At 60.0% G+C, this 16,585-nt stretch carries 29 protein-coding genes; all 29 read right to left on the bottom strand.

What is annotated here, in order from left to right:
• Window positions 1–20: 20 nt before the first annotated feature.
• Complete coding sequence (gene rpsK, locus CFB35_RS01490; protein WP_004197937.1) at window positions 21–422, bottom strand: 30S ribosomal protein S11; 402 nt, start codon at window positions 420–422, stop codon at window positions 21–23.
• Between the two features lie 28 nt (window positions 423–450).
• Window positions 451–816 carry a 30S ribosomal protein S13 gene (gene rpsM / locus CFB35_RS01485; protein WP_006400641.1) on the bottom strand — a complete coding sequence of 122 codons (366 nt, stop codon included), beginning with the start codon at window positions 814–816 and terminating at the stop codon, window positions 451–453.
• Window positions 817–854: 38 nt separating this feature from the next.
• On the bottom strand, window positions 855–971 hold the full coding sequence (gene rpmJ, locus CFB35_RS01480; RefSeq protein WP_004199844.1) for a 50S ribosomal protein L36: 117 nt from the start codon (window positions 969–971) through the stop codon (window positions 855–857).
• 20 nt (window positions 972–991) lie between these two features.
• The gene (gene infA, locus CFB35_RS01475) at window positions 992–1,210 is read right to left on the bottom strand and encodes a translation initiation factor IF-1 (RefSeq protein ID WP_004521905.1); all 219 of its coding nucleotides are present in this window, start codon (window positions 1,208–1,210) and stop codon (window positions 992–994) included.
• A gap of 7 nt (window positions 1,211–1,217) precedes the next feature.
• A complete protein-coding gene (secY, locus tag CFB35_RS01470; protein WP_006482915.1) occupies window positions 1,218–2,567 on the bottom strand; it encodes a preprotein translocase subunit SecY in 1,350 nt (449 codons plus the stop codon).
• Window positions 2,568–2,609: 42 nt separating this feature from the next.
• Window positions 2,610–3,044, bottom strand: a complete 435-nt coding sequence (rplO, locus tag CFB35_RS01465) for a 50S ribosomal protein L15 (RefSeq protein WP_006482880.1) — start codon at window positions 3,042–3,044, stop codon at window positions 2,610–2,612.
• Window positions 3,045–3,070: 26 nt separating this feature from the next.
• Complete coding sequence (rpmD, locus tag CFB35_RS01460) at window positions 3,071–3,253, bottom strand: 50S ribosomal protein L30 (protein ID WP_006400644.1); 183 nt, start codon at window positions 3,251–3,253, stop codon at window positions 3,071–3,073.
• 15 nt (window positions 3,254–3,268) lie between these two features.
• Window positions 3,269–3,787 carry a 30S ribosomal protein S5 gene (gene rpsE / locus CFB35_RS01455; RefSeq protein WP_006482895.1) on the bottom strand — a complete coding sequence of 173 codons (519 nt, stop codon included), beginning with the start codon at window positions 3,785–3,787 and terminating at the stop codon, window positions 3,269–3,271.
• A 14-nt stretch (window positions 3,788–3,801) separates the two neighbouring features.
• The gene (rplR, locus tag CFB35_RS01450; protein WP_006477183.1) at window positions 3,802–4,167 is read right to left on the bottom strand and encodes a 50S ribosomal protein L18; all 366 of its coding nucleotides are present in this window, start codon (window positions 4,165–4,167) and stop codon (window positions 3,802–3,804) included.
• 12 nt (window positions 4,168–4,179) lie between these two features.
• Window positions 4,180–4,710, bottom strand: a complete 531-nt coding sequence (gene rplF / locus CFB35_RS01445) for a 50S ribosomal protein L6 (protein ID WP_006477184.1) — start codon at window positions 4,708–4,710, stop codon at window positions 4,180–4,182.
• Between the two features lie 18 nt (window positions 4,711–4,728).
• Window positions 4,729–5,124 (bottom strand): 30S ribosomal protein S8, encoded by a 396-nt coding sequence (gene rpsH, locus CFB35_RS01440; protein WP_006477185.1) that lies wholly within the window; start codon window positions 5,122–5,124, stop codon window positions 4,729–4,731.
• A gap of 14 nt (window positions 5,125–5,138) precedes the next feature.
• Window positions 5,139–5,444, bottom strand: coding sequence for a 30S ribosomal protein S14 (gene rpsN / locus CFB35_RS01435; protein WP_006482884.1), 306 nt, complete (start codon window positions 5,442–5,444; stop codon window positions 5,139–5,141).
• Between the two features lie 7 nt (window positions 5,445–5,451).
• Entirely contained in the window at window positions 5,452–5,991 is a 540-nt protein-coding gene (rplE, locus tag CFB35_RS01430; protein WP_006482882.1) for a 50S ribosomal protein L5, read from the bottom strand.
• 16 nt (window positions 5,992–6,007) lie between these two features.
• Window positions 6,008–6,316: a 50S ribosomal protein L24 gene (rplX, locus tag CFB35_RS01425; protein WP_006477187.1), complete on the bottom strand. Its 309-nt coding sequence runs from the start codon at window positions 6,314–6,316 to the stop codon at window positions 6,008–6,010.
• 9 nt (window positions 6,317–6,325) lie between these two features.
• A complete protein-coding gene (gene rplN, locus CFB35_RS01420) occupies window positions 6,326–6,694 on the bottom strand; it encodes a 50S ribosomal protein L14 (RefSeq protein WP_006482918.1) in 369 nt (122 codons plus the stop codon).
• Window positions 6,695–7,003: 309 nt separating this feature from the next.
• Window positions 7,004–7,276, bottom strand: coding sequence for a 30S ribosomal protein S17 (gene rpsQ / locus CFB35_RS01415; protein ID WP_006477189.1), 273 nt, complete (start codon window positions 7,274–7,276; stop codon window positions 7,004–7,006).
• Entirely contained in the window at window positions 7,273–7,467 is a 195-nt protein-coding gene (rpmC, locus tag CFB35_RS01410; protein ID WP_006400652.1) for a 50S ribosomal protein L29, read from the bottom strand. The genes rpsQ and rpmC overlap by 4 nt, the downstream gene beginning before the upstream one ends.
• A gap of 9 nt (window positions 7,468–7,476) precedes the next feature.
• Window positions 7,477–7,893 carry a 50S ribosomal protein L16 gene (rplP, locus tag CFB35_RS01405; RefSeq protein ID WP_006482873.1) on the bottom strand — a complete coding sequence of 139 codons (417 nt, stop codon included), beginning with the start codon at window positions 7,891–7,893 and terminating at the stop codon, window positions 7,477–7,479.
• 2 nt (window positions 7,894–7,895) lie between these two features.
• Window positions 7,896–8,696 (bottom strand): 30S ribosomal protein S3, encoded by an 801-nt coding sequence (gene rpsC / locus CFB35_RS01400; RefSeq protein ID WP_006482899.1) that lies wholly within the window; start codon window positions 8,694–8,696, stop codon window positions 7,896–7,898.
• An 11-nt stretch (window positions 8,697–8,707) separates the two neighbouring features.
• Window positions 8,708–9,037 carry a 50S ribosomal protein L22 gene (gene rplV / locus CFB35_RS01395; protein WP_004199272.1) on the bottom strand — a complete coding sequence of 110 codons (330 nt, stop codon included), beginning with the start codon at window positions 9,035–9,037 and terminating at the stop codon, window positions 8,708–8,710.
• 12 nt (window positions 9,038–9,049) lie between these two features.
• Entirely contained in the window at window positions 9,050–9,325 is a 276-nt protein-coding gene (gene rpsS, locus CFB35_RS01390; protein ID WP_004199273.1) for a 30S ribosomal protein S19, read from the bottom strand.
• A 10-nt stretch (window positions 9,326–9,335) separates the two neighbouring features.
• Window positions 9,336–10,163 carry a 50S ribosomal protein L2 gene (rplB, locus tag CFB35_RS01385; RefSeq protein ID WP_034209733.1) on the bottom strand — a complete coding sequence of 276 codons (828 nt, stop codon included), beginning with the start codon at window positions 10,161–10,163 and terminating at the stop codon, window positions 9,336–9,338.
• Between the two features lie 2 nt (window positions 10,164–10,165).
• Window positions 10,166–10,480 carry a 50S ribosomal protein L23 gene (rplW, locus tag CFB35_RS01380; RefSeq protein ID WP_004199275.1) on the bottom strand — a complete coding sequence of 105 codons (315 nt, stop codon included), beginning with the start codon at window positions 10,478–10,480 and terminating at the stop codon, window positions 10,166–10,168.
• On the bottom strand, window positions 10,477–11,097 hold the full coding sequence (gene rplD, locus CFB35_RS01375) for a 50S ribosomal protein L4 (protein WP_006477192.1): 621 nt from the start codon (window positions 11,095–11,097) through the stop codon (window positions 10,477–10,479). The genes rplW and rplD overlap by 4 nt, the downstream gene beginning before the upstream one ends.
• Window positions 11,097–11,747 carry a 50S ribosomal protein L3 gene (gene rplC / locus CFB35_RS01370; RefSeq protein WP_006482922.1) on the bottom strand — a complete coding sequence of 217 codons (651 nt, stop codon included), beginning with the start codon at window positions 11,745–11,747 and terminating at the stop codon, window positions 11,097–11,099. Before rplC ends, rplD begins: the two co-directional genes overlap by 1 nt.
• 178 nt (window positions 11,748–11,925) lie before the next feature.
• On the bottom strand, window positions 11,926–12,237 hold the full coding sequence (rpsJ, locus tag CFB35_RS01365; protein WP_004199280.1) for a 30S ribosomal protein S10: 312 nt from the start codon (window positions 12,235–12,237) through the stop codon (window positions 11,926–11,928).
• A 287-nt stretch (window positions 12,238–12,524) separates the two neighbouring features.
• The gene (gene tuf, locus CFB35_RS01360; protein WP_034209732.1) at window positions 12,525–13,715 is read right to left on the bottom strand and encodes an elongation factor Tu; all 1,191 of its coding nucleotides are present in this window, start codon (window positions 13,713–13,715) and stop codon (window positions 12,525–12,527) included.
• A 42-nt stretch (window positions 13,716–13,757) separates the two neighbouring features.
• The gene (gene fusA, locus CFB35_RS01355; protein ID WP_059535572.1) at window positions 13,758–15,860 is read right to left on the bottom strand and encodes an elongation factor G; all 2,103 of its coding nucleotides are present in this window, start codon (window positions 15,858–15,860) and stop codon (window positions 13,758–13,760) included.
• A gap of 123 nt (window positions 15,861–15,983) precedes the next feature.
• On the bottom strand, window positions 15,984–16,454 hold the full coding sequence (gene rpsG / locus CFB35_RS01350; RefSeq protein ID WP_006477195.1) for a 30S ribosomal protein S7: 471 nt from the start codon (window positions 16,452–16,454) through the stop codon (window positions 15,984–15,986).
• Window positions 16,455–16,585: the final 131 nt, after the last annotated feature.

Below are 16,585 nucleotides of genomic sequence, written 5' to 3'. Positions count from 1 at the left end.
ACGAGCGTGCCAGCACATCCTTAGATACGACGACGCTTCGGCGGGCGGCAGCCGTTGTGCGGAATCGGGGTGACGTCCGAAATCGCGGTGATCTTGATGCCGAGGCCGTGCAGTGCGCGCACTGCCGACTCGCGACCCGGGCCCGGGCCCTTGATCCGCACTTCCAGATTCTTCACGCCGTATTCCATCGCGACGCGGCCAGCCGACTCGGCTGCGACCTGAGCAGCGAACGGCGTCGATTTGCGCGAGCCCTTGAAGCCCTGACCGCCCGACGTCGCCCATGCCAGAGCGTTGCCTTGGCGATCGGTGATCGTGATGATCGTGTTGTTGAACGACGCGTGAACGTGAACCACGCCTTCAGCGACGTTCTTCTTAACCTTCTTGCGAACGCGTTGCGCCGCGGTGTTCGAAGCCTTAGCCATTACGTTTTCCTGTAACTGTCAGTTCCGCTTACTTCTTCAGCGCTTGCGCTGCACGACGCGGACCCTTGCGGGTACGTGCGTTCGTACGCGTACGCTGACCGCGCATCGGCAGGCCCTTGCGATGACGGACGCCGCGGTAGCAACCGAGGTCCATCAGGCGCTTGATGTTCATCGTCACTTCACGGCGCAGATCGCCTTCGACGACAAACTTGCCTACTTCTTCACGCAGCTTTTCCAGGTCTGCGTCGGTCAGATCCTTGACCTTCTTCGAAAAATCGACGCCAGCTGCCACGCAGATGCTGCGCGAACGGGTGCGGCCGATACCGAAGATAGCCGTCAGGCCGATCTCGGTATGCTGGTGATTCGGGATGTTAACCCCTGCGATACGAGCCATTGTTTTTCCTCAAACAAAAAGCGCAAACAAACGCGCGGTCAGCCTTGGCGCTGCTTGTGGCGCGGATCCGAGCTGCAGATCACGCGAACGACGCCTTTGCGCTTGATGATCTTGCAATTGCGGCAAATGCGCTTAACCGATGCCATCACTTTCATGATAATACCCTTTTTTCAAATCACTTCGCCCGGAACACGATCCGCGCACGAGACAGATCGTAAGGCGTCAATTCAACCGTCACCTTGTCGCCCGGCAGGATGCGGATGTAGTGCATCCGCATCTTCCCGGAAATATGCCCCAACACGACATGGCCGTTTTCCAGCTTCACGCGGAAGGTCGCATTCGGGAGGTTTTCAATCACCTCACCCTGCATCTGGATTACATCGTCTTTGGCCATAGTCCTTTCAACGCATCGGGATGTTGCCGCCCTTGAAGTTTGCCTTCTTGAGCAGCGACTCATACTGTTGCGACATAACGTACGACTGCACCTGCGCCATAAAGTCCATCGTGACGACGACAATGATCAGCAGCGACGTTCCACCAAAATAAAACGGCACGTTCCAGCGCAGCACCAGGAATTCCGGCAGCAGACACACGAAGACGATGTAGATCGCACCGGCCAGCGTCAGACGCGTGAGGATGCGGTCGATATATCGCGCGGTCTGATCGCCCGGACGGATGCCCGGAACAAACGCGCCGCTCTTCTTCAGGTTATCCGCGGTCTCCCTGCTGTTGAACACCAGTGCGGTGTAGAAGAAGCAGAAAAACACGATCGCCAGCGTGTACAGCAGCACATACACCGGCTGGCCCGGCTTCAGCGCTTCCGCAACGTTATGCAACGTATTGGAAATCCAGCTTCCCGTCGGCTGACCGGTACTGAACCAGCCGAGAATCGTTGCCGGGAACAGAATGATCGACGATGCGAAGATCGGCGGAATCACGCCCGACATGTTCAGCTTCAGCGGCAGATGCGACGACTGCCCACCGTAGATCTTGTTGCCGACCTGGCGCTTCGCGTAGTTCACGAGGATCTTGCGCTGACCGCGTTCGATGAACACGACCAGGTAAGTCACCGCGGCGATCAGAACGACGATGATGATCGCCGAAATGATGCTCATCGAACCCGTACGCACCAGTTCGAACAACCCACCCACGGCATTCGGGAACCCTGCTGCGATCCCGCCGAAGATGATGATCGAGATACCGTTGCCCAGACCACGCTCGGTAATCTGCTCGCCGAGCCACATCAGGAACATCGTGCCCGTTACCAGCGTCACGACCGTCGTCAGACGGAACAGCATGCCGGGATCGGTGACGAGGCCCGGCTGATTTTCCAGCGCAGCCGCGATACCGAACGCCTGGAAGGTCGCGAGCACCACGGTGAAATACCGCGTGTACTGCGTGATCTTCCGTTGCCCTGCCTGCCCTTCCTTCTTCAGCGCCTCGAGCTGCGGCGAAACGATCGCCAGCAACTGCATGATGATCGACGCCGAGATGTACGGCATGATCCCCAGCGCAAAGATCGTGAAGCGGGAAAGTGCGCCACCCGAGAACATGTTGAACATGCCCAGGATGCCGCCCGCCTGGCTCTGGAACAGCTTGGCCAGTTGATCCGGATCGATGCCCGGCACGGGAATGTGCGCGCCGATGCGATAGACGATCAGCGCCAGGAGCAGGAACATCGCTCGCCGGCGCAGATCGCCGAATTTCGCCGTGCTTCGACCGGGTTTTGCAAGACTCGGGCTGTTAGCCAAGTACCTTCTCCGATGAATGCAAGTGACGACGCGCTACGCGTGTCACTCGGCGAACGAACCGCCAGCCGCTTCGATCGCAGCGCGCGCACCCTTGGTGGCACCGAGACCCTTCACGACGATCTTGCGCTTCAGTTCGCCCGTCGCGATGATCTTTGCGCTCTTCGTCAGCTCGCCGACCAGGCCGGCTTGCTTCAGTGCGAGCAGATCGATTTCGTCGACCGGCAGCTTCTCGAGGTCGCCCAGGCGCACTTCACCGACGAATTCCTTCGTCAGCGACGTGAAGCCGCGCTTCGGCAGACGACGTTGCAGCGGCATCTGACCGCCTTCGAAACCGACTTTGTGGAAGCCGCCCGAACGCGATTTCTGACCCTTGTGACCACGGCCAGCCGTCTTGCCGAGGCCCGAACCGATGCCACGACCGACGCGACGCTTGGCGTGCTTGGCGCCAGCGGCCGGCTTCAGGTTATTCAATTCCATATCAACTCCTTGATCCGTAGGGCCGCTTACGCGATGACCTTAACGAGGTACGAGACCTTGTTGATCATGCCGCGGACCGCCGGCGTGTCCTGCAGCTCGCTAACCGAGTTGAGTCGGCGCAGGCCCAGGCCACGCACGGTCGCGCGGTGCGATTCGCGGGTCCCGATCAGGCTCTTGACGAGCTGAACCTTGACAGTTTTTTCAGACATGGTGACCACCCGGGCTTAGCCCAAAATTTCTTCGACGGACTTGCCGCGCTTCGCCGCGATGTCTGCCGGGGTCGACTGCTTGCGCAGGCCGTCCAGCGTGGCGCGAACGAGGTTGTACGGGTTCGTCGAACCGTGGCTCTTCGCCACGACGTTCTGAACGCCCATCACGTCGAACACTGCGCGCATCGGGCCACCGGCGATCACGCCCGTACCTGCCTTCGCCGGAGCGAGGAGGACGGCCGATGCGCCGTGCTTGCCGTGCACTTCGTGTTGCAGCGTGCCGTTCTTGAGCGGCACCTTGAACATGTTGCGGCGAGCTTGTTCCATTGCCTTCTGGACAGCGACCGGCACTTCCTTCGCCTTGCCCTTGCCCATACCGATGCGGCCATCGCCGTCGCCGACCACGGTCAGTGCGGCGAAGCCGAGAATACGGCCACCCTTCACGACCTTGGTCACGCGGTTGACCGAAATCATCTTTTCGCGAAGGCCGTCGTCGCGCTCGTCAGCCTGAACTTTCGCTTGCATCTTTGCCATGACGAATTCCTTCCTTAGAACTTGAGCCCAGCTTCGCGAGCTGCCTCAGCCAGCGCCTTGACGCGGCCGTGGTAGCGGAAGCCCGAGCGATCGAAGGCGACGGATTCGATGCCGGCAGCCTTTGCCTTCTCGGCAATACGCTTGCCGATCAGCGTCGCGGCATTCACGTTGCCGCCCTTGCCCGACTTGTCGGCCAGTTCAGCGCGCACTTCAGCTTCGAGCGTCGACGCGCTGGCGAGCACCTTGGTGCCGCAGGGCGAGAACACTTGAGCGTAGATGTGCGTGTTCGTGCGATGCACGGCGAGACGCGCGACCTGCAGCTCAGCGATCTTGATACGCGTCTGGCGAGCGCGGCGCAGGCGAGATTGAGTCTTATCCATGATTGCGCACCCTTACTTCTTCTTCGTTTCTTTGAGGATCACAACCTCGTCGGCATAACGCACGCCCTTGCCCTTGTAGGGCTCCGGCGGACGGTAACCGCGGACTTCCGCAGCCACTTGACCGACTTGTTGCTTGTTGATCCCCTTGATCACGATTTCGGTTTGCGTCGGGGTTTCAGCCTTGACGCCTTCCGGCATCTGGTGCACCACCGGGTGCGAGAAACCCAGCGACAGGTTCAGCTTGTCGCCTTGCGCTTGCGCACGGTAACCGACGCCAACCAGCGTCAGCTTGCGCTCGAAACCCTTGGTCACGCCGTGCACGGCATTCGCGATGATCGCGCGCATCGTGCCCGACAGTGCATTTGCTTCGCGGCTTTCGTCGACCGGCGACAGATTCAGCGTGCCGTCGTTGTTCGCCACGTTCACGAGCGGATTGATCGCTTGCGTGATGGTGCCCAGCGGGCCCTTGACGGTGATCGCACCGTCGGCCAGCTTGACTTCCGCGCCTTGCAGCGCGATCGGGCTCTTACCTACTCGAGACATGTTTCTCTCTCCTCGGCTTTAAGCGACGTAGCAGATGACTTCGCCGCCGACGCCGGTAGCGCGCGCCTTGCGGTCGGTCATCACGCCCTTCGGCGTCGACACGATTGCCACACCGAGGCCGTTCATGACCTGCGGAATGTCGTTACGGCCGCGGTACACGCGCAGACCAGGCTTCGACACGCGCTCGAGGCGTTCGATGACCGGGCGACCTGCGTAGTACTTCAGCGCGATATTCAGTTCGGACTTCGCACCTTCCGCCTTCACGGCGAAATCGTCGATATAACCTTCGTCCTTCAGGACTTGCGCGATTGCAACCTTGACCTTCGACGAGGGCATCGCGACCGATACCTTCTCGACCATCTGCGCGTTGCGGATGCGAGTCAGCATATCGGCGATAGGATCACTCATGCTCATTTACGTTTCTCCTATTACCAGCTCGCCTTGGTCAGGCCAGGAATCTCGCCACGGAATGCGATTTCACGAATCTTGTTACGCGCGAGGCCGAATTTACGGAACGTGCCACGCGGACGGCCCGTGATCGCGCAGCGGTTGCGCTGGCGGGTCGGGTTTGCGTTGCGGGGCAGTTGCTGCAGCTCCAGGCGTGCTTCGTAGCGCTCTTCTTCCGACTTGCTTTGGTCTTCGACGATCGCCTTCAGCGCTTCGCGCTTTGCTGCGAACTTCGCGACCAGGCGGGCGCGCTTCTTTTCACGTTCGATCAGTGCCAGTTTAGCCACGGTAACCTCAGTTTCTGAACGGGAACTTGAAGCTGGCGAGCAGAGCCTTTGCTTCGTCGTCGGTCTTCGCAGTCGTCGTGATGCTGATGTTCAGCCCACGCAGTGCGTCGATCTTGTCGTAATCGATTTCGGGGAAAATGATCTGCTCTTTCACACCGATGTTGTAGTTGCCACGGCCATCGAAAGCACGACCCGACACACCGCGGAAGTCACGCACGCGGGGCAGGGCAACCGTCACGAAACGGTCGAGGAATTCGTACATCGCGCGGCCACGCAGCGTCACCATCGCGCCGATCGGGTAACCCTGGCGGATCTTGAAGCCAGCGATTGCCTTGCGGGCCTTCGTGACGACCGGCTTCTGGCCGGCGATCTTCGTGAGGTCGCCAACGGCGTTCTCGATGATCTTCTTGTCAGCGATCGCTTCGCCAAGACCCATGTTCAGCGTGATCTTGGTGATGCGCGGCACTTCCATGACCGACTTGTAACCGAACTTCTCGATCAGGCCGGGCACAACCTTTTCTTTGTAAAACTCTTGAAAACGAGCCATTTTTTACTCCGCTGCGTCAGGCGCTCAGTACGGCACCGGTCGTCTTCAGGAAGCGAACCTTCTTGCCTTCCTCGACCTTGATGCCAACACGCGACGCCTTGCCATTCGCGTCGACCAGTGCGACGTTCGAAATATGCAGGGGCATCGTCTTCGCTTCCACGCCGCCCGTCGTACCCTTCATCGGGTTCGGCTTCACATGCTTCTTGACGAGGTTGATACCTTCAACCGTCACATGTTCAGCACCGACAGCCAGCACGACGCCGCGCTTGCCCTTGTCCTTGCCAGTGACGACGATGACTTCGTCACCTTTGCGAATCTTGTTCATCGCGACTCCTTACAGCACTTCCGGCGCCAGCGAAACGATCTTCATGAATCGTTCGCTACGCAGCTCACGCGTCACCGGCCCGAAGATACGGGTGCCGATCGGCTCGAGCTTGTTATTCAAAAGCACAGCGGCGTTGCCGTCGAACTTGATCAGCGAGCCGTCTTGACGGCGCACGCCCTTGGCGGTGCGGACCACCACGGCGTTGTAAATTTCGCCTTTCTTCACGCGCCCGCGCGGCGTTGCCTCTTTGACGCTCACCTTGATGATGTCGCCAATGCCGGCATAACGACGCTTCGAGCCGCCGAGCACCTTGATGCACAGGACTTCACGTGCACCCGTGTTGTCGGCTACTTCGAGCCGAGATTCGGTCTGGATCATGGTTTGTCTTTCCCAACTTAATCCGGATGCACCACCATGATGCATTCGGTCAGTCTTGGTCCCGTCAGCCAATCGGCTGCTTGGGTTGGAACAGCAGCGACGGCAAACGAAACCCGCCATCGCAATTCGGTGAATCTTTCGGACAGGCAGGCGCCAGTCCGCTTCCCCCACCAACTTCGCCCGCGACGGGGCTCCCATAAAGAGGGAAGACCGGGATTATAACAAATAATCCCGGTCACGCAAGCAAAAACTTTGCGATTTCAAGCACTTCGTGACGAAGTGCCCGTTACTGCCTACTGCGCTGCCCGCTTAGATGACACGAGCGGCTTCGACGAGGCGCGACACCGTCCAGGCCTTCGTCTTCGAAACAGGACGCGTTTCCTGGATTTCGACGAGATCGCCTTCGTTGTAGGTGTTCGCTTCATCGTGCGCGTGGTACTTCTTCGAACGCACGACATACTTGCCGTAGATCGGGTGCTTGACGCGGTGCTCGATCAGCACGGTGACGGTCTTGTCCATCTTGTTGCTGACGACCCGACCGACCAGCGTCCGCTTCAGCGAGGTTTTCACGCTATCGTTCATTTCTGGTTCGCCTTCTGAGTCATGACGGTCCGCACACGTGCGATGTCGCGACGAACCTTCTTCAGCTGGCTCGTGTTCGTGAGCTGCTGGGTCGCGAGTTGCATGCGCAGGCCGAATTGCGCCTTCAGCAGGTCCGCCAGCTCCTTGTTGAGCGCGGCCTGGTCTTTCTGGAGAAGTTCGGAAGCCTTCATGTTTTCTCCTTAGGCGCCGAGCTGGCGCACGATGAATGCCGTCTTCAGCGGCAGCTTGGCTGCAGCCAGACGGAACGCTTCGCGTGCCAGTTCTTCGGTTACGCCGTCCATTTCATAGAGCATCTTGCCCGGCTGAATCTCGGCGACGTAGTACTCCGGGTTACCCTTACCGTTACCCATACGCACTTCGGCCGGCTTCTGCGAAATCGGCTTGTCCGGGAAGATCCGGATCCAGATGCGGCCGCCACGCTTGATGTGACGCGTCATTGCACGACGCGCCGCTTCAATCTGACGTGCGGTCAAACGACCGCGACCGATCGCCTTCAGGCCGAATTCACCGAACGACACTGCGTTGCCGCGCGTCGCCTTGCCGGTGTTACGACCCTTCTGCTCTTTACGATACTTTCTGCGTTTCGGTTGCAGCATCGTTATTCTCCAGTCTTGCCGTCTTCGGGCTTGCCGGCGCCACGGCGCGGTGCGCCACGACGAGCACCCGGAGCGCCGCCTTCGCCGTCACGGCGCGGACGACGGTCGCCCGGACGCGCATTGCGACGCGGACGCTTGTCTTCGGCTACTTCTTCCACCACCGGTGCGTCGTTGCGGCCGAGCGTATCGCCCTTGTAGACCCACACCTTGACGCCGATGATCCCGTAAGTCGTCTTCGCTTCCGAAGTCGCGTAGTCGATATCAGCACGCAGCGTGTGAAGCGGCACGCGACCTTCGCGATACCACTCCGTACGAGCGATTTCGATACCGTTCAGACGGCCTGCGCTCATGATCTTGATGCCTTGGGCACCCAGACGCATCGCGTTCTGCATCGCACGCTTCATCGCGCGACGGAACATGATCCGGCGCTCGAGCTGTTGCGTGATCGAGTCGGCGATCAGCTGAGCATCGGTTTCCGGCTTGCGGATTTCCTCGATGTTGACGTGAACCGGCACGCCCATGCGGCGCTGCAGTTCCGTCTTCAGCTGTTCGATATCCTCGCCCTTCTTGCCGATGACCACGCCCGGACGCGAGCTGTAAATCGTGATGCGCGCGTTCTTCGCCGGACGCTCGATGACGACCCGACCGACCGAAGCGTTCTTCAGCTTCTTCTTCAGGTATTCACGAACACCGATGTCTTCCTGCAGCATCGCCGCGAAATTGTTGTTGTTCGCGTACCAACGCGAAGCCCAATTGCGGCTGACAGCCAGGCGGAAGCCAGTCGGATGAATTTTCTGTCCCATCGTATGGCTCCTTAATTCCCGACCGTCACAGTGATGTGACAGGATTGCTTCTCGATGCGGTTACCGCGGCCCTTGGCGCGCGCGGTGAAACGCTTGAGCGATGCAGCCTTGTCGACGTAGATGCTCTTGATCTTGAGCTCGTCGATATCAGCGCCTTCGTTGTGCTCCGCATTCGCGATTGCCGACAGCACAACCTTCTTCACGATGCCAGCCGCCTTCTTCGGCGAGAACGTCAGGACGTTCAGCGCCTTGTCGACCGGCAAACCGCGGATCTGGTCAGCCACAAGGCGCGTTTTCTGCGCCGAGATGCGGGCACCGCGATGAATTGCTTTCACTTCCATCTTGATTGCCCCTTATTTCTTGGCCTTCTTGTCGGCCGCGTGACCCTTGAACGTACGGGTCAGTGCGAACTCGCCAAGCTTGTGGCCGACCATGTTTTCCGAGATGTACACCGGAACGTGTTGACGGCCGTTGTGAACAGCGATCGTCAGGCCGATGAAATCCGGCAGAATCGTCGAGCGACGCGACCAGGTCTTGATCGGCTTTTTGTCGCGCGAAGCTGCAGCCGCCTCAACTTTCTTCAGCAAATGGGCGTCGCAGAACGGACCTTTTTTTACAGAACGTGCCATTGCCTACTCCTTAACGCTTGTGACGGCGCTGGACGATCATCGTCGTCGTGCGCTTGTTGCTGCGGGTGCGGTAACCCTTAGCCGGCGTACCCCACGGGCTCACCGGGTCGCGACCTGCAGCCGTCTTGCCCTCACCACCACCGTGCGGGTGATCAACCGGGTTCATCGCAACGCCACGCACCGTCGGGCGGATACCGCGCCAGCGGTTCGCGCCAGCCTTGCCGATCTGGCGCAGGCTATGCTCTTCGTTGCCGACTTCACCGATCGTTGCACGGCACTCGATGTGCACGCGGCGGATTTCGCCCGAACGCAGACGAACCTGCGCGTAGACGCCTTCACGTGCCAGCAGCATGGCCGACGTGCCAGCCGAACGCGCCATTTGCGCGCCCTTGCCCGGCAGCATCTCGATGCAGTGGATCGTCGTACCGACCGGAATGTTGCGGATCGGCAGCGTGTTGCCTGCACGGATCGGCGCTTCCGAACCCGACATCAGCTGTTGGCCGACGGTCAGGCCCTTCGGGGCGATGATGTAGCGACGTTCGCCGTCTGCGTAGAGCACCAGCGCGATGTTCGCGCTACGGTTCGGGTCGTACTCGAGACGCTCGACCTTTGCCGGGATGCCATCCTTCGTGCGACGGAAATCGACGATACGGTAGTGCTGCTTGTGACCACCACCCTTGTGACGCGTGGTGATACGACCGTTGTTGTTACGGCCGGCGGTCGAGCTCTGCGAGTCGAGCAGTGCCGCGTACGGCTTGCCCTGGTGCAGGTTCTTGTTGACCACCTTGACCATCGCGCGGCGACCCGGCGATGTCGGCTTAACTTTCACGATTGCCATGATTACTTGGCCTCCGCTTCAAAGTTGATTTCCTGGCCGGGCTTCAGGCAAACGTACGCCTTCTTCACGTCCTTGCGGCGGCCCATCGAACGGCCGAAGCGCTTTTGCTTGCCCTTCTGAACCAGCACGTTGACCGAATCAACTTCAACCTTGAACAGCAGCTCGACAGCCGCCTTCACTTCCTGCTTCGTGGCATCCGGTGCGACTTCGAACACGACTTGCTCGTTCTTGTCGGCAACCAGCGTCGCCTTTTCCGAGATCACCGGTGCGAGCAGGACCTGCATCAAACGATGATCGTTCTTGCGAATCTCGCTCATGACAGCAACTCCTCGATCTGGGCGACCGCAGCCTTCGTGACCAGCACTTTCTTGAAGTAGATCAGCGACAGCGGGTCAGCGTAGCGCGGCTCGACAATCGCCACGTGCGGCAGGTTGCGCGAAGCCAGGTACAGGTTCTCGTCGACCGTGTCCGTGATGATCAGAACGGAGTCGAGACCCATGGTCTTGAATTTGTCGGCCAGCAGCTTGGTCTTCGGCGCTTCGAGGATGATGTCCTCGACGACCGACAGACGGCCTTCACGGGCCAGCTGCGAGAAGATCGAGCAGAGACCTGCGCGATGCATCTTCTTGTTGACCTTGTGCGAGAAGTTTTCTTCCGGCGAATTCGGGAAGATACGACCACCGCCACGCCACAGCGGGCTCGACGACATACCGGCACGAGCGCGGCCCGTACCCTTCTGGCGCCACGGCTTCTTGGTCGTGTGCTTGACTTGCTCACGGTCCTTCTGTGCGCGGTTACCCTGGCGAGCATTCGCCTGGTAAGCGACGACGACCTGGTGGATCAGCGCTTCGTTGTAGTCACGACCGAACACGACGTCCGATGCGTTGACCACTGCACCTTCCTGACCATTTTCGTTCAGGAGCTTGAGTTCCATTATTTCGCCCCCTTGGTCTTGACGGCCGGCGTCACGAAGACCTTGCCGCCCTTCGCGCCCGGAATCGCACCCTTCACGAGCAGCAGCTTGCGCTCTGCGTCGATACGAGCGATTTCGAGGTTCTGCACCGTCACCGTCACGTCACCCATGTGACCCGTCATGCGTTTACCCGGGAAAACACGACCCGGATCCTGCGCCATACCGATCGAGCCCGGCACGTTGTGCGAGCGCGAGTTACCGTGCGTGGCACGGCCGGAGGAGAAGTTGTAACGCTTGATCGTACCGGCGTAGCCCTTACCGATCGACACGCCTTGCACGTCGACCTTCTGGCCCACTTCGAAAAGATCTGCACCGACCACGGCGCCATTCGACAGCTCGGCTGCCTTGGCCGCGTCAATGCGGAATTCCTTGAGGATTTCACCGGCTTCGACACCGGCTTTGGCGAGATGACCTGCCAGCGGCTTCGTCACGCGCGATGCGCGGCGGGAGCCGAATGCAACCTGCACGGCCGTGTAGCCGTCGGTTTCAACAGTCTTGATCTGCGTCACGCGGTTGTCCGACACGTCCAGCACGGTGACGGGAATCGAATCCCCTTCCGCCGTGAAGATACGGGTCATGCCAACCTTGCGACCTACGAGTCCAAGGCTCATCATTTTCTCCATTCCCGACTGCGATTGGTCGGGGCTGATTTACAAAATGCCGGGCACGCAAGGCCCAGCTTTTTTACGCGAATACGCGAAAAGCCAAGCAGTATAGCCCGACTCTGCGATTTCCGCAAGCAATACAAAGACTTAGCGCCACCCGACACGCCGGGCGGCGCTGGAAGCCTTACTGCAGCTTGATTTCCACGTCGACGCCAGCCGGCAGATCGAGCTTCATCAGCGCGTCGACGGTCTTGTCCGTCGGATCGACGATGTCCATCAGGCGCTGGTGGGTACGGATTTCGAGCTGATCGCGCGACGTCTTGTTGACGTGCGGCGAACGCAGGATGTCAAAACGCTGAATGCGCGTCGGCAGCGGCACCGGGCCACGGACGATTGCGCCAGTCCGCTTCGCGGTATCGACGATTTCGGCGGCCGATTGATCGATCAGACGATAGTCGAAAGCCTTCAGGCGAATGCGGATTTTCTGTTGCTGCATGACAATTCCTTGAAAAGAGCGAGGCGATGTTGCATCGCCGGACACTAAAAGAACGTGAAACATGACGCCAGCGGGGAGCGAAGCATCAGGTTCCGGACGGTACTTCCACTGCTAAGCCCGCGATTCTACACGAAAATTCGCGGTGGTGGTGCGCGTTTGTCGATGCTGCGCTTCGTACGCCACAAAGAAAAACCGGGTGCCAGATCGAACTGGACACCCGGTTTCGGCGGTACGCAGTTGCTTACCGCGGAATCGCGGACCCCGGAGGGATCCGCGGATCGTCGATATTACTCGATGATCTTGGCGACGACGCCGGCGCCGACGGTACGGCCGCCTTCGCGAATCGCGAAGCGCAGACCTTCTTCCATCGCGATCGGAGCGATCAGCTTCACCGTGATCGACACGTTGTCGCCCGGCATCACCATTTCCTTGTCCTTCGGCAGCTCGATCGAGCCCGTCACGTCCGTCGTACGGAAGTAGAACTGCGGACGGTAGTTGTTGAAGAACGGCGTGTGACGGCCGCCTTCATCCTTGCTCAGCACGTACACTTCAGCCGTGAAGTGCGTGTGCGGCGTGATCGAACCCGGCTTCGCCAGAACCTGGCCACGCTCCACGTCTTCACGCTTCGTGCCGCGCAGCAGGATACCCACGTTGTCGCCTGCCTGACCTTGGTCCAGCAGCTTGCGGAACATTTCCACGCCCGTGCAGGTCGTCTTCACCGTCGGCTTGATACCGACGATTTCGATTTCCTCGCCGACCTTGATGATGCCGCGCTCGACACGACCCGTCACCACCGTACCGCGGCCCGAGATCGAGAACACGTCTTCCACCGGCATCAGGAACGCGCCGTCAACCGCACGCTCCGGCGTCGGGATGTACGTGTCCAGTGCGTCTGCCAGGTTCATGATCGCCACTTCGCCCAGCTCACCCGTGTCGCCTTCCAGCGCCAGCTTCGCCGAACCCTTCACGATCGGCGTGTCGTCGCCCGGGAAGTCGTACTTCGACAGCAGTTCGCGAACTTCCATCTCGACCAGCTCGAGCAGTTCCGCGTCGTCAACCATGTCGCACTTGTTCAGGAACACGATGATGTACGGAACGCCAACCTGACGCGCCAGCAGGATGTGCTCACGCGTTTGCGGCATCGGGCCGTCTGCTGCCGAGCAAACCAGGATCGCGCCGTCCATCTGCGCCGCGCCCGTGATCATGTTCTTCACGTAGTCAGCGTGGCCCGGGCAGTCGACGTGTGCGTAGTGGCGGTTAGCCGTTTCGTACTCGACGTGTGCCGTGTTGATCGTGATGCCGCGCGCCTTTTCTTCCGGTGCCGCGTCGATCTGGTCGTACGCCTTCGCTTCGCCGCCGAACTTCTTCGTCAGAACCGTCGTGATCGCTGCCGTCAGCGTCGTCTTGCCGTGGTCAACGTGACCAATCGTACCAACGTTCACGTGCGGCTTGGTCCGCTCAAACTTTTCTTTTGCCATGATTCTCTTCTTTCAAAAAATAATCGATTGAGAGCTACAGATTTACTTCGACTTCGCGCTGATGATCGCTTCGGCAACGTTGCGCGGAGCTTCAGCGTAGTGCTTGAACTCCATCGTGTACGTTGCACGACCTTGCGTCAGCGAGCGCAGCGAAGTCGAATAGCCGAACATTTCCGACAGCGGCACTTCGGCGCGCACGATCTTGCCGCCGCCAACCATGTCTTCCATGCCCTGGACGATACCGCGACGGCCCGACAGGTCGCCCATCACGTTGCCCATGTAGTCTTCCGGCGTCTCGACTTCGACAGCCATCATCGGCTCGAGGACGACCGGGTTCGCCTTGCGCATCGCTTCCTTGAACGCCATCGAACCGGCCATGCGGAACGCGTTTTCGTTCGAGTCAACGTCGTGGTACGAACCGAACGTCAGGTGAACCTTCACGTCGACGACCGGGAAGCCGGCCAGCACGCCCGACTTCAGCGTGTCCTGGATACCCTTGTCGACCGCCGGGATGTATTCACGCGGAATCACACCACCCTTGATCTCGTCGAAGAACTCGTAGCCCTTGCCTTGTTCGTTCGGCTCGAGCGTGATGACCGCGTGACCGTACTGGCCGCGACCACCCGACTGCTTGACGAACTTGCCGTCGACATCCTTCGCCGTCGAACGGATCGTTTCGCGGTACGCAACCTGCGGCTTGCCGACGGTCGCTTCCACGCCGAATTCACGCTTCATCCGGTCGACCAGAATTTCGAGGTGGAGCTCGCCCATGCCCGAAATGATGGTCTGGCCCGACTCTTCGTCGGTCTGCACGCGGAACGACGGGTCTTCCTGAGCCAGACGGTTCAGTGCGAGGCCCATCTTTTCCTGGTCGGCCTTGGTCTTCGGCTCGACCGCCTGCGAAATCACCGGCTCCGGGAACACCATGCGTTCGAGAACGATCGGGTTCGCCGGGTCGCACAGCGTGTCGCCCGTGGTGGCTTCCTTCAGGCCGACCGCCGCGGCGATGTCGCCTGCGCGGACTTCCTTGATTTCTTCACGCTGGTTCGCGTGCATCTGCAGAATACGGCCGAGGCGTTCCTTCTTGCCCTTGGTCGAGTTCAGCAGCGTGTCGCCCGAGTTGACGACGCCCGAGTACACACGGAAGAAGATCAGCTGGCCGACGAACGGGTCGGTCATGATCTTGAACGCGAGCGACGAGAACTTCTCGTCGTCCGACGCCTTGCGCTCTGCTTCTTCACCGTTCTCGAGCTCGCCCTTGACCGGCGGGATGTCGACCGGCGACGGCAGGAAGTCGATCACGGCGTCGAGCATACGCTGCACGCCCTTGTTCTTGAACGCGGTACCGCACAGCATCGGCTGGATTTCGCATGCGATCGTACGATCACGCAGCGCCTTGACGATGTCGGCTTCCGGCAGATCGCCTTCTTCCAGGTACTTGTTCATCAGGTCTTCGCTGGCTTCGGCAGCCACTTCGACCATCTTTTCGCGCCATTCCTTGCAGGTCTCGGCGAGTTCGGCCGGGATGTCGACGTAGTCGAACTTCGTGCCTTGCGACGCCTCGTCCCAAATGATCGCCTTCATCTTGATCAGGTCGACCACGCCCTTGAAGTTTTCTTCCGAGCCGATCGGCACCACGACCGGAACCGGGTTCGCCTTCAGGCGCAGACGGAGCTGGTCGTAGACCTTGAAGAAGTTCGCGCCGGTACGGTCCATCTTGTTGACGAACGCGAGACGCGGCACCTTGTACTTGTTCGCCTGACGCCACACCGTTTCCGACTGCGGCTGCACGCCGCCCACTGCGCAGTACACCATGCACGCGCCGTCGAGCACGCGCATCGAACGCTCCACTTCGATCGTGAAGTCGACGTGGCCCGGGGTGTCGATGATGTTGATGCGGTGTTCCGGATAGTTGCCGCCCATGCCCTTCCAGAAGGCCGTGGTAGCGGCGGACGTGATCGTGATGCCACGTTCCTGTTCCTGCTCCATCCAGTCCATCGTGGCTGCGCCGTCGTGGACTTCACCGATCTTGTGGTTCACACCGGTGTAAAACAGAATGCGCTCGGTCGTCGTCGTCTTGCCGGCGTCGATGTGAGCGCTAATACCGATATTGCGGTAGCGCTCGATAGGAGTCTTGCGAGCCACTTTGATCCTCTACTGGGATGACGTGATGCAGCCTTGCCGCATCACGCCTCAACACAAACGGGCGAGGCGCCTGAAAAGCGCACCCGCCCGGAATTTATTTCCGCAAACAGCCCAGCCAGGCGCTTAGAAACGGAAATGCGAGAACGCGCGGTTGGCTTCTGCCATGCGGTGAACTTCGTCGCGCTTCTTCATCGCGCCGCCACGGCCTTCGGCCGCTTCGGAGAGTTCACCTGCCAGGCGCAGGGCCATCGACTTCTCGCTGCGCTTCTTCGCAGCCTCACGCAGCCAGCGCATCGCCAATGCCATACGACGCGACGGGCGCACTTCGACCGGAACTTGATAGTTGGCACCACCAACGCGACGGCTCTTCACTTCGACCACCGGCTTCACGTTGTTGAGCGCAACCGTGAACACTTCCAGCGGGTCCTTGCCACCCTTGGTCTGGATTTGTTCGAATGCGCCATAAACGATGCGCTCTGCGACCGACTTCTTGCCGGACAGCATCAGCATGTTCATGAACTTGGCAACATCAACGTTGCCGAACTTCGGATCCGGCAACACTTCCCGCTTGGGGACTTCGCGACGACGCGGCATGATTCTTCCTTTACTTGTTCAGTTGGAGCTGGATTCAGCTCCGCGGCCACCAACAAACCCGATCACATCTTCACGACTAACCAGCTTGGCCGGGTGACCACTTACTCGACAGCACCGGCAATCCGGCACTC

This window comes from Burkholderia sp. AU16482 (assembly GCF_002223285.1).
GTDB classification, from domain to species: domain Bacteria; phylum Pseudomonadota; class Gammaproteobacteria; order Burkholderiales; family Burkholderiaceae; genus Burkholderia; species Burkholderia semiarida.
This window is presented reverse-complemented; position numbering and strand designations above follow the sequence as displayed.

Excerpts from the sequence above, each read along its gene's own strand:
- rpsK (WP_004197937.1), bottom strand. The coding sequence starts at position 422 with ATGGCTAAGGCTTCGAACACCGCGGCGCAACGCGTTCGCAAGAAGGTT.
- rpsM (WP_006400641.1), bottom strand. The coding sequence starts at position 816 with ATGGCTCGTATCGCAGGGGTTAACATCCCGAATCACCAGCATACCGAG.
- rpmJ (WP_004199844.1), bottom strand. The coding sequence starts at position 971 with ATGAAAGTGATGGCATCGGTTAAGCGCATTTGCCGCAATTGCAAGATC.
- infA (WP_004521905.1), bottom strand. The coding sequence starts at position 1,210 with ATGGCCAAAGACGATGTAATCCAGATGCAGGGTGAGGTGATTGAAAAC.
- rplO (WP_006482880.1), bottom strand. The coding sequence starts at position 3,044 with ATGGAATTGAATAACCTGAAGCCGGCCGCTGGCGCCAAGCACGCCAAG.
- rpmD (WP_006400644.1), bottom strand. The coding sequence starts at position 3,253 with ATGTCTGAAAAAACTGTCAAGGTTCAGCTCGTCAAGAGCCTGATCGGG.
- rpsE (WP_006482895.1), bottom strand. The coding sequence starts at position 3,787 with ATGGCAAAGATGCAAGCGAAAGTTCAGGCTGACGAGCGCGACGACGGC.
- rplR (WP_006477183.1), bottom strand. The coding sequence starts at position 4,167 with ATGGATAAGACTCAATCTCGCCTGCGCCGCGCTCGCCAGACGCGTATC.
- rplF (WP_006477184.1), bottom strand. The coding sequence starts at position 4,710 with ATGTCTCGAGTAGGTAAGAGCCCGATCGCGCTGCAAGGCGCGGAAGTC.
- rpsH (WP_006477185.1), bottom strand. The coding sequence starts at position 5,124 with ATGAGCATGAGTGATCCTATCGCCGATATGCTGACTCGCATCCGCAAC.
- rplE (WP_006482882.1), bottom strand. The coding sequence starts at position 5,991 with ATGGCTCGTTTTCAAGAGTTTTACAAAGAAAAGGTTGTGCCCGGCCTG.
- rplX (WP_006477187.1), bottom strand. The coding sequence starts at position 6,316 with ATGAACAAGATTCGCAAAGGTGACGAAGTCATCGTCGTCACTGGCAAG.
- rplN (WP_006482918.1), bottom strand. The coding sequence starts at position 6,694 with ATGATCCAGACCGAATCTCGGCTCGAAGTAGCCGACAACACGGGTGCA.
- rpsQ (WP_006477189.1), bottom strand. The coding sequence starts at position 7,276 with ATGAACGATAGCGTGAAAACCTCGCTGAAGCGGACGCTGGTCGGTCGG.
- rpmC (WP_006400652.1), bottom strand. The coding sequence starts at position 7,467 with ATGAAGGCTTCCGAACTTCTCCAGAAAGACCAGGCCGCGCTCAACAAG.
- rplP (WP_006482873.1), bottom strand. The coding sequence starts at position 7,893 with ATGCTGCAACCGAAACGCAGAAAGTATCGTAAAGAGCAGAAGGGTCGT.
- rpsC (WP_006482899.1), bottom strand. The coding sequence starts at position 8,696 with ATGGGACAGAAAATTCATCCGACTGGCTTCCGCCTGGCTGTCAGCCGC.
- rplV (WP_004199272.1), bottom strand. The coding sequence starts at position 9,037 with ATGGAAGTGAAAGCAATTCATCGCGGTGCCCGCATCTCGGCGCAGAAA.
- rpsS (WP_004199273.1), bottom strand. The coding sequence starts at position 9,325 with ATGGCACGTTCTGTAAAAAAAGGTCCGTTCTGCGACGCCCATTTGCTG.
- rplB (WP_034209733.1), bottom strand. The coding sequence starts at position 10,163 with ATGGCAATCGTGAAAGTTAAGCCGACATCGCCGGGTCGCCGCGCGATG.
- rplW (WP_004199275.1), bottom strand. The coding sequence starts at position 10,480 with ATGAGCGAGATTCGCAAGAACGATCATCGTTTGATGCAGGTCCTGCTC.
- rplD (WP_006477192.1), bottom strand. The coding sequence starts at position 11,097 with ATGGAACTCAAGCTCCTGAACGAAAATGGTCAGGAAGGTGCAGTGGTC.
- rplC (WP_006482922.1), bottom strand. The coding sequence starts at position 11,747 with ATGAGCCTTGGACTCGTAGGTCGCAAGGTTGGCATGACCCGTATCTTC.
- rpsJ (WP_004199280.1), bottom strand. The coding sequence starts at position 12,237 with ATGCAGCAACAGAAAATCCGCATTCGCCTGAAGGCTTTCGACTATCGT.
- tuf (WP_034209732.1), bottom strand. The coding sequence starts at position 13,715 with ATGGCAAAAGAAAAGTTTGAGCGGACCAAGCCGCACGTGAACGTTGGT.
- rpsG (WP_006477195.1), bottom strand. The coding sequence starts at position 16,454 with ATGCCGCGTCGTCGCGAAGTCCCCAAGCGGGAAGTGTTGCCGGATCCG.